This window comes from Sorangium sp. So ce131, assembly GCF_051519095.1.
GTDB lineage: Bacteria > Myxococcota_A > Polyangia > Polyangiales > Polyangiaceae > Sorangium.
The window spans coordinates 6,072,892-6,085,892 of record NZ_CP150455.1 but is presented as its reverse complement, the minus strand read 5'-3'; the positions used below and the strand labels follow the sequence as shown (position 1 = coordinate 6,085,892).

Annotated in this window: 9 protein-coding genes; 4 read left to right on the top strand and 5 right to left on the bottom strand. The window is 71.8% G+C overall.

Features of this window, described 5'->3' with window-relative positions; all coding sequences use genetic code 11:
- Nucleotides 1–40: 40 nt before the first annotated feature.
- The 3 genes from ilvN to WMF43_RS22055 form a co-directional block, all read right to left on the bottom strand.
- Nucleotides 41–589, bottom strand: a complete 549-nt coding sequence (gene ilvN, locus WMF43_RS22065; RefSeq protein ID WP_437683080.1) for an acetolactate synthase small subunit — start codon at nt 587–589, stop codon at nt 41–43.
- A 122-nt stretch (nt 590–711) separates the two neighbouring features.
- Complete coding sequence (ilvB, locus tag WMF43_RS22060) at nt 712–2,421, bottom strand: biosynthetic-type acetolactate synthase large subunit (RefSeq protein ID WP_437683078.1); 1,710 nt, start codon at nt 2,419–2,421, stop codon at nt 712–714.
- A gap of 90 nt (nt 2,422–2,511) precedes the next feature.
- Entirely contained in the window at nt 2,512–2,940 is a 429-nt protein-coding gene (locus WMF43_RS22055) for a hypothetical protein (protein WP_437683077.1), read from the bottom strand.
- 689 nt (nt 2,941–3,629) lie between these two features.
- Here WMF43_RS22055 and WMF43_RS22050 point away from each other — a divergent pair.
- The 3 genes from WMF43_RS22050 (at nt 3,630) to WMF43_RS22040 (ending at nt 7,511) form a co-directional block, all read left to right on the top strand.
- Nucleotides 3,630–4,628 carry a hypothetical protein gene (locus tag WMF43_RS22050; protein ID WP_437683075.1) on the top strand — a complete coding sequence of 333 codons (999 nt, stop codon included), beginning with the start codon at nt 3,630–3,632 and terminating at the stop codon, nt 4,626–4,628.
- Nucleotides 4,629–4,818: 190 nt separating this feature from the next.
- Entirely contained in the window at nt 4,819–6,279 is a 1,461-nt protein-coding gene (locus WMF43_RS22045; RefSeq protein WP_437683074.1) for an amidase, read from the top strand.
- Between the two features lie 35 nt (nt 6,280–6,314).
- A complete protein-coding gene (locus tag WMF43_RS22040; RefSeq protein WP_437683072.1) occupies nt 6,315–7,511 on the top strand; it encodes a saccharopine dehydrogenase family protein in 1,197 nt (398 codons plus the stop codon).
- A 45-nt stretch (nt 7,512–7,556) separates the two neighbouring features.
- Here WMF43_RS22040 and WMF43_RS22035 read toward each other — a convergent pair whose 3' ends face one another.
- Complete coding sequence (locus WMF43_RS22035) at nt 7,557–9,254, bottom strand: AAA family ATPase (RefSeq protein ID WP_437683071.1); 1,698 nt, start codon at nt 9,252–9,254, stop codon at nt 7,557–7,559.
- 102 nt (nt 9,255–9,356) lie between these two features.
- On the opposite strand from WMF43_RS22035, the gene WMF43_RS22030 reads away from it, so the two are divergent.
- Nucleotides 9,357–10,079, top strand: a complete 723-nt coding sequence (locus tag WMF43_RS22030; RefSeq protein WP_437683069.1) for a gamma-glutamylcyclotransferase — start codon at nt 9,357–9,359, stop codon at nt 10,077–10,079.
- A gap of 247 nt (nt 10,080–10,326) precedes the next feature.
- Here the strand turns inward: WMF43_RS22030 and gyrA are convergent, their stop codons facing one another.
- The gene (gene gyrA, locus WMF43_RS22025) at nt 10,327–12,960 is read right to left on the bottom strand and encodes a DNA gyrase subunit A (RefSeq protein ID WP_437683068.1); all 2,634 of its coding nucleotides are present in this window, start codon (nt 12,958–12,960) and stop codon (nt 10,327–10,329) included.
- Between the last annotated feature and the right edge of the window lie 41 nt (nt 12,961–13,001).

The following is a 13,001-nucleotide window of genomic DNA, read 5'->3' as shown; positions in this document are numbered from 1 at the left end:
AACAGGGAGCCGCACCTCGCGGTCCCCTTCCTTCACGTCATCAGGATGCGCCGCCGTCGGCGGGGCGCGCAGGGATCGAGTCGAACCTGGCCTCCGCCTCCTCCGCGCCGCGGGTCATCACGATCATCCCCGTCCGCACCATCTCGATGATCCCGAACGGGCGGAGCACGTCGAGCAGGCCCTCGATCTTGTCGCCGGTCCCGGTGATCTCGATGGTCAGCGCCTCGGGCGAGACGTCGACGGTGCGGGCGCGGAACACCTCACAGAGCTGGAGCACCTGCGCCCGCGTGGTCGCGTTCGCCTTCACCTTGATCAGCGCGAGATCGCGCGCGACGGAGGCGGTGTGGGTGACGTCCCGGACCCAGAGGGTGTTGACCAGCTTGTAGAGGTTCGCCTCGAGGCGGCGCGCCCCATCCTCGTCGGCCTCGAGGACGAGGGTGAGGCGCGAGATCCCCGCGATGTGCGTGCGCCCGACGCTCAGCGACTCGATGTTGTACGCGCGGCGCCGGAAGAGCGAGGCGACCCGATTGAGGACGCCGGGGCGATCTTCGACGTAGGCGATGAAGGTGCGCAGGATGGGTCGATCCATGGATGCCTCTTGAAAATCCCTCTTGTCAGTGGTGCGCCCGGCCCCGTGCGCGGCGCGCTCGGGCGCGCCCCGCTCTCTCGGCGCCGGGCGGGCGCTCCGGGAGCGCTCCTCGATCGCGATGGTCACGGATCCTCCCCGGTCTCCAGGATGGGGCTCGGGCGCCGGATCATGTCGCTCAGGTCGGCGCCGGCGGGCACCATCGGGTAGACGCTGTCCTCCTGCTCGACGCGGAAGTCGACGACGACCGTGCCCGGCGTCTCGCGGGCGCGCGCGACCGCGCCCGCGATCTCCTCGCGCCGCGTGACCCGGATGCCGGTGAGGCCGTGGGCCTCGGCGAGCTTCACGAAGTCCGGGCTGCGCATCGGGGTCGCCGAGTAGCGCCGGTTGTAGAAGAACTCCTGCCACTGGCGCACCATGCCGAGGTAGCCGTTGTTGATGATGGCCACGTGGACCTTGATGCCCTCCTGGGCGCAGGTCGACAGCTCGCACGCGGTCATCTGGAAGCCGCCGTCGCCCACGACCACCCAGACCTCGTCGTTCGGCTTCGCGAAGCGCGCGCCGATCGCCGCCGGCAGGGCGAAGCCCATCGTGCCGAGGCCGCCGGAGGTGATGAGCTTCCGCGGGTGATCGTGCTTGTAGTACTGCGCTTCCCACATCTGGTGCTGGCCGACGTCGGTTACCACAAGCGCCTTGCCGTCGGTGAGCCGCCAGAGGTCGTGCATCACGTGCGCGGCGTACAGTTTGTCGTGGTACGGCAATTGTTGAATGTCACGCACCGCCGAGTCGCCCTTCAGCGCCGTGATGCGGTCGATCCAGGGGCTCCGGTTGCGCTGCTTGACCCCGGGGATGAGCGACAGGAGGGTGTCGCGCACGTCGCCGATGAGGCCGACGTCGACCTTGACATTCTTGTTGATCTCGGACCGGTCGATCTCGACGTGGATCTTCTTCGCCTTGACCGCGTAGGTCTTGAGGTTGCCCGTCACGCGGTCGTCGAAGCGCATCCCGAGGGCGATGAGGAGGTCGGCCTCCTGGATGGCGGTGTTCACCCAGGCCTCGCCGTGCATGCCCATCATGCCGAGGCTGAGCGGGTGGGTCGCGGGGAAGCCGCCGAGCCCGAGCAGCGTGGACGCGACCGGGATGCCCGTCTTCTCGACGAAGGCGAGCAGCTCGCGCGTCGCCTCGGCCCGGACGATGCCCTGGCCGGCCAGGATGAGCGGACGCTCGGCCTCGTCGATGAGCTCGATCGCCTTCTCGATCTCGGCCTGGACCGCGTCGTGCGAGGGGCGGTAGCCGGGCAGGCGGACCTCGCCCTTCGGCGGCTCGAAGTCGATCGAGGCCTGCTGGGCGTCCTTGGTGATGTCGACCAGCACCGGGCCCGGGCGGCCCGAGCGCGCGATGTAGAACGCCTCGCGGATGGTGGGGGCGATGTCCTCGACGTCCGTGACGAGGTAGTTGTGCTTGGTGATCGGCAGGGTGACGCCCGTGATGTCGGTCTCCTGGAAGGCGTCGGTGCCGAGCAGCTTGGAGGAGACCTGCCCGGTGATACAGACGATGGGCGAGGAGTCGAGCATCGCCGTCGCGATGCCGGTGACGAGGTTTGTCGCGCCCGGGCCCGAGGTGGCGACCGCCACGCCGACCTTGCCCGAGGCGCGGGCGTACCCGTCCGCCATGTGGGCGGCGCCCTGCTCGTGCCGGACGAGGACGTGGCGGATGGGGTAGCCGAGGATCGTGTCGTAGGCGGGCATGATCGCCCCGCCCGGATAGCCAAAGACCACGTCCACGCCTTCGCGGACGAGGACTTCCCAGATAATCTGTGCGCCTGTTCGTTTCATATTCCTGACTCCATCGAGTCGCGCTGGTGAAGGTGGCGCCCGTGGGCGCCTTGGCCGCTGGGTTCCGCCGTTTCGCTCTGGTCCGGCACCTTAGGCGATCGCGCGCTGCAGGTCTTCCCGGGGTCCGCCGCCGCTGCTCTCCTCGCGGCGGATGGCGTCGAGCACCCGGCGCGCGTCGTCGAGGGATACGACGCGCGAGGAGCCCGCGGCGGCTCCTCGTTCCGGGCCGACGTGGGCGGAGGGCGGGCCTTCGTGGAACTCGAAGGAGGCCGCGGCGTGCTCGTCGCCCGGGCGCGCGCCCTTCAGGTGCGTCGAGGAGCGCTGGGGCGCGCGGATCTCGCCCTCGCTGGCGCGCGCGCGGATCTCGTCGACGAGCGCCTCGAACTCCTCCCGCACGGCGCTCGACGCCACGGGCATCCCACAGCCCGCGGCGACCAGCTCTGCGAGCTCCGCGATGCGCTGGCCAACGGCCTCGGTGGAGGCGTCCTCGCGATTCTTCCTCGAATGGTCCTTGCTCACCTGATCCTCCTTGATGACGGATGCTCTTCGCGAACCCACAGGCCAGAAAAACGAAAGCCCCCGGACCTTTACGGTGCGGGGGCCTATCTCCCATGCTGCCTTGCTCAGAGCGGCGGCCCGCAACCGTTTCCAACGCGAATCAGCCCTACGCGTACGACCGGGCTGACGATCGCGGGAATAATGGCTAGGACCGCTAGGAGCGCGGCGGGGGCGCTGCTCTCGACGACGAGCGAACGGATCGTCGAGAACGCCAGCGAGACACGGCACACCAGCTTCGCAGCGGAGGTCCCATCGCCGGAGGCGAGGGCGCTGGCGGTGCACGGTGGCTTCTGCATGGCGTGTGTACGGCTACCTTACAGAGCCACTGCGTCGCGTCAAGGTGATCGTTTACAGATGCTACGTTTCCGCAGTATTTCGGGCGTTTTTTGTGAGTGGAAAGTGCACAGAGTGCGCCGACGTTCCGAACGAACTCGCGCCGTCGGGCGGAGCGGTGAGCAGCGCGCCGCGCGCGCGCACGTAGTGGATGCTACGCGTGGACGTAAGCGCGCGCGTCCGTCGCGCGAGCGGGGTGCCGGCGCGCCGGGGAGGCGTGCGCAAACGCCGGATCCTCATCTCGTGCGCGCCCGCGGCGCGGACTGCTGCTCTGGACCGACTGCGACCGCCGCGGCAGCGCCGTTAAGGGATCCGCCATGCAAGCGCACCTCGTGGTCGCGGCGCAGGCGCGCCGCGCCGATCGGACGGTCTCGCCTTCGTGTCACCGGCGCAGCCGCGCGGCCTCGGGCGCTGCGGGCGCGCTCGTCGCGACCCTCGCGTTCGGCAGCGCGCCGGCGGCGGCCGCGGACGCGCGCGCGGCGTCAGCGTCGGCGCGCGCGGCGTCTGCGCGCGCCGCGAGCGCCCAGCCCGCGCGGCCGGCGGCGCCCGCGCGGCCCCCGGCGCCGTCGCGCGGGCCGGGCCCCCGCAGCGCCGGGACGCCGCGCGTGCCGGTCCCCTCGGCGCCCGCCACCCTCGGCACGTTCATCGAGCTCCGGGACGACTACATCACCCGCGGCAGCCGCGGCTTCTACAACGCGGCGGTGATCCGCGGGGACTACGCCGTGGGCGGGATCCTCTCGCTGCGCGCCGACGTGCCGCTCGCCTACGCGGGCGGGGCCCTGGGCGAGCGCGACGCGGGGCTCGGCGACATCCTGGTCCGGCCGCTCGTCCGCGCGGTCGGGACGCCGCGCTTCGCGCTCGTCCTCGGCTCGGACCTCGTCCTCGACTCGGCGACGAGCCGCGCGCTCGGCGCGGGCAAGAACCAGATCGGGCCGCTCGTCCAGGCGTTCGTCCGCGTGTCCGGGGCCGCGCGCCTCGGGATCCAGCTGCAGCACGTCGCGTCGTTCGGCGGCGATCCGCGGCGCGACGACATCCAGGCGTCGGTGATCCGGCCGTTCGCGGTCGTCGCGCTGCCGCGTGGGTTCTGGGTGCAGCCCGATCAGAGCTTCCAGATCAACCACCTCGGCGCGCCGCGCGTCGTCTCGACGAGCGTGCTCGAGGTGGGCACGGAGCTCAGCGATCGCGTGCAGGTGTACGTCGATCCGGGGATCCAGGTCGGCAGCCACGGGGCCGTCGACTGGCTGGTGACCGGGGCCGTGCGCTGGGCGTTCCCGCAGCGCCATCGGGCGCGCGAGCTCGCCGCGGCGCGGGAGTGAGGCGGCGAGCGCGGGCGCGCGAGCTCGAGGCGGCGCGGGGGTGAGGCGCGGCGAGCGGGCGCCGGCGCGCGGCAGCGCCCGGCCACGCTCAACCATGGCGGCGTTCGCGCGGCGCAGGAGCGCGGCGCGGCGCGCTGCGGCGGGGCCCTTGACCCGGGTCGTCGTCCCGCGCCTGATTGCTCCCCTTGCCATGCCGTCACCAGATCCGCTGCTCTTGCACTCGGCCACGCGGCTCGCTGCGTTGATCCGCGATCGGGCCGTGACGTCGGCCGACGTCGTGGAGGCCCACATCCGGCACATCGAGCGCGTGAACCCGACGCTCAACGCGATGGTGGCGGACCGGTTCGACGCGGCGCGCGCCGAGGCGCGCGCGGCCGACGCGCTGCTCGCGCGGATCGGGCCGGCCGCGGCGCCGCCGTTCCTCGGGGTGCCGTGCTCGATCAAGGAGAGCTTCGCCGTGGCGGGCATGCCCAACTCCGCGGGCCTGGTCGCGCGCGCCGGCGTGCGCGCGGGCGAGGACGCGGTCACCGTGGCGCGCCTGCGCGCCGCGGGCTTCATCCCGCTCGGCGTCACCAACGTCTCCGAGCTGTGCATGTGGATGGAGACGAGCAACCGGATCTACGGCCGGACGAACAACCCCTACGATCCGGCGCGCACCGCCGGCGGCAGCTCGGGCGGAGAGGGCGCGGTGGTCGGCGCGGGCGGCGCGCCGGTCGGGCTCGGCTCGGACATCGGCGGCTCGATCCGGATGCCCGCGTTCTTCAACGGCGTGTTCGGGCACAAGCCGACCGGCGGGCTCGTGCCGACCTCGGGGCAGTACCCGCTGCCGGGCGAGCGCGGGCTCCGGTTCCTGACCGCGGGGCCGATCGCGCGGCGCGCCGAGGACCTCATGCCGGTGCTCCGCGTGCTCGCGGGCCCCGACGGGCGCGATCCCGGCTGCGCGCCGCTGCCGCTCGGTGATCCTGCCTCGGTCGACCTCGCCGGGCTGACGGTGCTCTCGGTCGAGCACGACGGCATCTGGAGGGTGAGCGCCGATCTCCTGGCGGCGCAGCGGCGGGCGGCCCGGGCGCTCGCGGCGCGGGGGGCCACGGTGCGCGAGGCGCGGATCGACCTGCTCGCGCGGACGCTCGACATCTGGACGGCGATGGTGGGCACGTCCGGCGGCGCCACGTTCCGCGCGCTGCTCGGGAACGGCCGGCCGGTGAGCCTCTCGCGCGAGCTCGCCCGGTGGTCGATCCGGCGCTCGCCGCACACGTTACCCGCCCTCGCCCTCACGTTGCTGGAGGACGTCGGCCAGCGGCTCCCGGCGCGCGTCCGGCGCGCGCTGGAGCTCGGCCAGGCGCTGCGGGCTGAGCTCGTGTCGCGCATCGGCGAGCGGGGGGTGATGCTCTACCCGTCGTACCCGAGGCCCGCGCCCCGGCACTACGCGCCGCTCTTGCCGCCCTTCCAGTGGACGTACACCGCCGTCCTCAACGTGATGGAGATGCCGGCGACGCAGGTCCCGCTCGGCTTGAACCGCGACGGGCTGCCGCTCGGGGTCCAGGTGGCGGCGATCCACGGCAACGATCACCTGACCATCGCCGTGGCGCAGCACCTGGAGCGCGCGCTGGGCGGCTGGGCGCCGCCGTCGCTCTCGTGGTGCAGGCGGTGACGTTTCCGCCTGCGGTCGTGGTATCAGGCTGCACCATGTCCAAGGGCCGCACATACGATGTGATCGTCTTCGGCGCGACCGGCTTCACCGGTCGTCTCGTCGCCGAGTATCTCGCGGAGAAGAGCAGGGACGCCGCCGCCGAGGCCGCCGCGGCGCGCCCGTTCCGCTGGGCGATCGCTGGCCGGAGCGCGGCGCGCCTCGCCGAGGTGAAGGCGGCGCTGGAGGCGATCGATCCGGCGTGCGCCTCGCTGGGCGTGATCGAGGCGAGCTCGGAGGACGCGGCGTCGCTCGAGCGCATGGCCGGCGAGGGGCGCGTCGTGCTCACGACGGTGGGCCCGTACGCCGACCGCGGCGAGCCGCTGGTCGAGGCGTGCATCCGCGCGGGCACCGACTACGCGGATCTCACGGGCGAGCCCGTGTTCGTCGACCGGCTGCTCGAGCGCCACCACGAGGCCGCCCGCGCGCGGGGCGTGCGGATCGTGAACTGCTGCGGCTTCGACAGCATCCCGGCCGACCTCGGGGCGCTCTTCACGGTGACGAAGCTGCCCGCGGGCGAGCCGATCGTGGTGGAGGGCGTCATGCGCGCGCAGGGCAGCTTCTCGGGCGGCACCTGGCAGTCGCTCCTCGAGATCATGGCGGGCGCGAGGCGCAGGAGGCGCGGCGCGGGGCCCGAGCCGGCGCAGGGCGGCCGGAAGGTGCAGGCCCTCAGGTCGCGCATCCACTACGAGAAGGCGCTGCGCGCCTGGGTCTGTCCGATACCGTCGATCGACCCGGAGGTGGTGCTGCGGAGCGCGCGCGAGCTCGACATGTACGGCCCGGACTTCCAGTACGGCCACTTCATGCAGGTCAAGTCCGGGCTGCAGCTCGTGATCGGGCTCGCCGGCATCGGCGCGGTCGCCGCGCTCGCCAAGGTGGGGCCGACGCGGGAGCTCCTGCGCAAGGTGCGCGCGCCCGGGGAGGGGCCGAGCGCGCAGGAGCGGGCGCGCAGCTGGTTCCAGGTGACCTTCGAGGGCAAGAGCGCGACGCGCCGGGTGGTGACGCGGGTGAGCGGCGGCGATCCGGGCTACTCGGAGACGGCGAAGATGGTGGCGGAGTCGGCGCTCTGCATGGCGCTCGATCACGACCGGCTGCCGGCGCGCGCCGGGGTGCTCACGCCGGCGGTCGCGATGGGGGAGCGGCTCATCGAGCGGCTGCAGGCGGCGGGGATCCGGTTCGAGCTGCTGGAGGGGTGAGCGGGGCGCGGGCGTCGCGACCGCCGTCGCGCCCGCGGCGAGCCGTCACGGGCTCTCCAACACCCGCACCCGCACGTCTTTCCCGTCGAAGGCGACGGCGAACGCGTGCACGGGCAGCGCCCCCGCGGCCCGCAGCTCGGCGGGGTAGTCGTTCTTCCGGATCTGCTCGATGCCCTCGTCGAGCGCCTGCTCCAGCGTCCTCTTCGCCGGCCTCGCGACCTTCATCTCCAGCACCACGCCCGGCGTCCCGGGTTCGGTCGGCAGGAGCAGCACGTCGGGGCGGCCTTGCCCCGATTCCCGGTTGGAGCGCACCCGGTACGCGGGCTCCAGCACCGCGAGCAGGCCGACGACGAACGCCTGATAGACCTGCTCCGGGTGGAGGTGGCCGGCGTCGTGGTACGAGAGCAGGTTGCGAACGAACGCTTGCAGCTGCTCTTCCAGGACCTCGGCGTCGCCGCCGAGCAGCGCGCGGGTCAGCCGCGCGAGATCCCCGCCGTGGCCTCGGAGCCGGTCCTTCATCCAGCGCTGGAAGGTGCCGGTATACACCTCGCGCACCTCGCGGTTGGGGATGGAGAGCAGGTGCGCGGGCCGCTCCATCGGCCCGCGCGAGCGCTTCTCGGCCTTGAGGTAGCCCGAGAAGACGAGCAAGCTCCAGAGCACGTCGTCGTCGTGCGCGACGTCGCCGAGCGCGACGTTCTCGTCGAGCACCCGCTCGACGCTGCCGCCCTCGAGCAGCGCCTCGAAGTCCGGCTGGAGCACGGCGGCGCGCCGCTCGAGCTGCTCCTTGATCAGGTCGTTGGAGCTCGTGGAGACCCAGAAGGGCTGCGGGTCCGGGTCCTCGCGGGCGATGAAGTTGAGGATGGACCAGGGGTTATAGATGACGGTGCCGCCGAACAGGTAGCCGTTGTACCAGGCGCGCACGGTCGGGAGCAGCCCGGGGCGCCCGGCCTTCTCGAGCAGCCGCTCCACCTCGGGCTCGGTGAAGCCGAAGCAGGAGCTGAACTCGGAGGCGAGGAGAGAATAGGCGGCGATGTTGTTGAGCCCCGAGAAGATGCTCTCCTTGGCGATGCGGAGGACGCCGGTCAGCACGGCCTTGAAGAGGTGGGGGTTGTCCTTGAGCCCGCCGGTCAGGAGACCACGGAAGACGCCGAGGACCTCGTGCGCATAGCCGCCGATGTAGCCGGCGTGGATGGGGGCGTCGTACTCGTCGACGAGGATGACGACCTTCTGCCCGTGGTGGCGGTGCAGGTGCATCGACATGTCCGCGAGCGCCCGCTCGTAGACGACCCTCCCGGCGGTGCCGTCGAGCACGGCGGCGTAGTCGCGCGCGGCCCCGCGCTCGAGCCGGTCCGCGTCGAGCAGATAACGGTGCTCGCGGTAGAGGGCCTGAATCACCTTGGTGACGCCCGCCCAGCACTGCTCGAAGGTGTCGGCCTTGATGTCCTTGAACGTCAGGAAGAGGACCGGGTACCGCTGGAAATGGGCGCGGTAAGGATCGCCCGCCGCCCAGACGCCGAGATCGGCGAACAGGCGCGATAGGTCCTCGTCGCTCTTCTCGAGGAAGACGCGGAGCATCGACAGGTTCAGCGTCTTACCGAAGCGCCGGGGGCGGGGGAGGAGGAACACCTCGGTGCCCACCTTGTCGAGCAGCTCGCAGAGGAGATGAGACTTGTCGACGTACTCGAGGCCGAGCTCGCGGAGCTTGCGAAAGTCGCTGATGCCGATGGGGATCCTGGCGTTCATGGGGTGCCTCGGCGCGAGCGATCCGCCCCACGGCAAGCTAGCCCGGGGCCCCGAGGTCCACAAGCGGGCCCATCCGGCGGCGCGATCGGATAAACTGGCGTCGTGCATCGCGAGACCTGGATCTTCGGCTACGGCTCGCTGATCTGGCGGCCGGCGTTCCGCTTCGAGGAGATGGCGCGGGGGTACATCACGGGGTGGGCGCGCCGCTTCTGGCAGGGGTCCACCGATCATCGCGGCGTCCCCGGGGCCCCCGGGCGGGTCGTCACGCTGATCCCGGAGCCCGGCGCGCGCTGCTGGGGGATGGCGTACCGGATCGCCCCGGCGGATCTCGACGAGGTGCTCCGCGCCCTGGATCACCGCGAGCAGGGGGGATATGCGCGGCACGACGTGCCGCTGTACCTGGCCGACGGGCGCGCGGAGGGCGCGGACGGCGCGGCCTCGACGGCCACGGTGTACCTGGCCACGCCCGACAACCCGAGCTACCTCGGCGCGGCGCCGCTCGCCGAGATCGCGGCGCAGGTGCTCGCGTCGCGCGGCCCGAGCGGCTCGAACGTGGAGTACGTCCTGCGGCTCGCCGAGGCGCTCGAGGCGATGAACGCGGACGACGCGCACGTGACCGAGCTCGCGCGGCTCGTGCGGGGCCGCGCCCAGGAACAAGGCACCACCGCAGGGCCGGACCGCCTCGCCGAGCATCCAGGGGCGCACCGGCCGCGGACCTGTGAGGGGAGCCCCGGCGCGGAGCTCTCAAGCCAGTTCAGGACGAGGGTAGACCCGAGCAGACGCTGCGCGAGGCCCGAAGTCCGGCCCAGTTCAGGACGAGGGTAGGCCCTCGGAGAGGGTGTTCGTCGGGGGGCGCGGGGGAGGGCCGATGTCTGAGCCCGTTCAGGACGAGGGTAGGCCCTCGGAGAGGGTGTTCGTCGGGGGGCGCGGGGGAGGGCCGATGTCTGAGCCTTGGACAGTGCGCCTCCGGCGCACTGTCCAAGGCGAGTTCGGCGGGGCCCCCGCGCCCCCCGACGAACACCCTCTCCGAGGGCCGGTCCGCTCACGAGCCCCGCCCGCCCGCCCGCCTCCCTCAGTTCGGCTCTCCGCCCCCTCCGCTCCCGTCCCCGACCCCGTGGTCCGCGACCCCGTTGGTCCCGTCCACCCCCGCCGCCGGCGGCGTCGACCCCCCGCCGTCCTCCGCCTCGGTGGCCTCCGCCGCGAACGCCTCGACCGCCACCACGCGCTCGTCCTGCCCCACGTTCATGAGCCGCACGCCCTGCGCGTTGCGCCCCGTCTCGCGGATCTCGCTCGTCTTCGTGCGGATCATCTGGCCGCGGTCGGTCACGATCAGCACCTCGTCGCTCGGGCTCACCATGGCCACGCCCACCACCGGCCCGTTCCGCTCGCTCGCGTCGATCAGGATGACGCCCTTGCCGCCGCGGCTCTGGAGCCGGAACTCCTCGAGCGGCGTCTGCTTGCCGTACCCCCGCGCGCACACCGCGAGCACCCGGTCGCGGCCCTCGCCGCTCACGCCGAGGCCCACCACCACGTCGCCGTCGTCGAGCTCGATGCCCTTCACGCCCATCGTGGCGCGGCCCGTCGGGCGCACCTGATCCTCGGGGAAGCGGATGCTCATCCCGCTCCGCGTCGCGATCACGAGCTCCCGCTTGCCGTCGGTCAGCGCCGCCGTGAACAGCTGATCGCCCTCCTCGATCCGGACCCCGATGATGCCCTTGTCCCGGTAGTTCTCGTACTCGTTCAGCGCCGTCTTCTTGATCTGCCCGCGCCGGGTCAACGTCACCACGTACGTCTCGCCGTCGAAGCTCGGCACCGGCGTGATCGCCGCGACCTTCTCCCCGGGCTCCATCCCGACGAAGTTCACGATCGCCCGGCCCTTCGCGTTCCGCGGCGCCTGCGGGATCTCGTAGACCTTCTTGACGAAGACCTTGCCCTTGTCGCTGAAGAAGAAGACGTACGAGTGCGTCGACGCCACGAAGAGCTGGCTCACCCAGTCCTCCTCGCGCGCCTCCATCCCCACCATCCCCTTGCCGCCGCGGCGCTGCGCCCGGTAGGTCGACGTCGGCGTCCGCTTCAGGTAGCCGGCGTGCGAGATGGTCACGACCATGTCCTCTTCCTGGATCAGGTCCTCCATCTGGATCTCGGCCTCGGCCGGCACGATCTCGGTGCGCCGCTTGTCGTTGAACCGCGCCTTGATCTCCTCGAGCTCCATCACGATCACGTTCATGAGCAGCCCCATGTCCGCGAGGATCGCCCGGAGGCGCTCGATGGTCTGCGACAGCTCGCCGTACTCCTTCGCGAGCTTCTCCCGCTCGAGGCCGGTCAGGCGCGAGAGCCGCATCTCGAGGATCGCCTTGGCCTGCCGCTCCGACAGGAAGTAGTCCCCGCGGCCGTCGGCCTCGGCGCACTCGGGCTCCGGACGGCCGGCGCGGCGGAGGAACTCGCCGAGGCCCCGGAGCGGCAGCTTCTGCAGGTTCTCCCGCGCGTCGTCGGGGTCGCTCGAGGCCCGGATCGTCGCGACCACGCGATCGATGTCGCTCGTCGCCATCCCGAGCCCCTCGACGAGCTCGCGCTGCGCCTCGGCCTGCCGGAGCTCGAAGCGACACCGCCGCGTCACCACCTCGCGCCGGTGCTCGATGAAGTGCGCGAGCGTCTCCTTCAAGCTCAGGACCGCCGGCCGCCCGTTCGCGATCGACAGGTTGATCACGCCGAACGTCGCCTGGAGATCCGTCAGCCGGTAGAGCTGGTTCAGGACCACCTGCGGGAAGATGTCCTTCTTCAGCTCGACGACGATGCGCATCCCCTCGCGGTCGCTCTCGTCGCGCACCTCGCTGATCCCCTCGATGCGCTTCTCCTTCATGCACTCGGCGATCTTCGCGACCAGCCGGGCCTTGTTCACCTGGTAGGGGATCTCGGTGAAGACGAGCTGCTCGCGGTCGCCCTTCATCGTCTTCTCGACCTGGCTGCGCCCGCGCATCGTGATCGAGCCGCGCCCGGTCGTGTACGCCTGCACGATCCCGCTCTTGCCGTAGATGAGGCCCCCGGTCGGGAAATCCGGCCCCGGGACGAGGTGGAGCAGCTCCTCCAGGGTGATGTCCGGGTTCCGGATGATCGCGATCGTCGCGTCGATGATCTCGCCGAGGTTGTGCGGCGGGATGTTCGTCGCCATGCCGACGGCGATGCCGCCGGAGCCGTTGACGAGCAGCTGCGGGAACTTCGCCGGCAGGACGCTCGGCTCGAGCTCCGAGTCGTCGTAGTTCGGGACGAAGTCGACCGTGTCCTTGTCGAGGTCGGCGAGCAGCTCCACCGCCATGCGCGACAGGCGCGACTCGGTGTACCGCATGGCCGCGGGCGAGTCGCCGTCGACCGAGCCGTAGTTGCCCTGCCCGTCGATGAGCGGGTAGCGCAGGCTGAAGGTCTGCCCCATCCGGACGAGCGCGTCGTAGACCGCGAGATCGCCGTGGGGGTGGTACTTGCCGAGGACGTCTCCGACGACGCGCGCGCACTTCTTGTGCGAGCCGGTGGGGCCGATCTTCTGCTCGTTCATCGAGTAGAGGATCCGGCGGTGCACCGGCTTGAGGCCGTCGCGCACGTCCGGGATCGCGCGGCCGACGATCACGCTCATCGCGTAGTCGAGGTAGCTCGTCCGGAGCTCGTCCTGGATGCTGACCGGGACCTTCTGCTGGATGTTCGACGTATCTTCCATGGGATCTGAACCCGAGGCGCGGGGCGGGCGCGGCGCGCGCG

What these genes read in the sequence shown, in the direction of transcription:
- ilvN (WP_437683080.1), bottom strand. Translation starts at nt 589, where the DNA reads ATGGATCGACCCATCCTGCGCACCTTCATCGCCTACGTCGAAGATCGC.
- ilvB (WP_437683078.1), bottom strand. Translation starts at nt 2,421, where the DNA reads ATGAAACGAACAGGCGCACAGATTATCTGGGAAGTCCTCGTCCGCGAA.
- WMF43_RS22050 (WP_437683075.1), top strand. Translation starts at nt 3,630, where the DNA reads ATGCAAGCGCACCTCGTGGTCGCGGCGCAGGCGCGCCGCGCCGATCGG.
- WMF43_RS22045 (WP_437683074.1), top strand. Translation starts at nt 4,819, where the DNA reads ATGCCGTCACCAGATCCGCTGCTCTTGCACTCGGCCACGCGGCTCGCT.
- WMF43_RS22040 (WP_437683072.1), top strand. Translation starts at nt 6,315, where the DNA reads ATGTCCAAGGGCCGCACATACGATGTGATCGTCTTCGGCGCGACCGGC.
- WMF43_RS22035 (WP_437683071.1), bottom strand. Translation starts at nt 9,254, where the DNA reads ATGAACGCCAGGATCCCCATCGGCATCAGCGACTTTCGCAAGCTCCGC.
- gyrA (WP_437683068.1), bottom strand. Translation starts at nt 12,960, where the DNA reads ATGGAAGATACGTCGAACATCCAGCAGAAGGTCCCGGTCAGCATCCAG.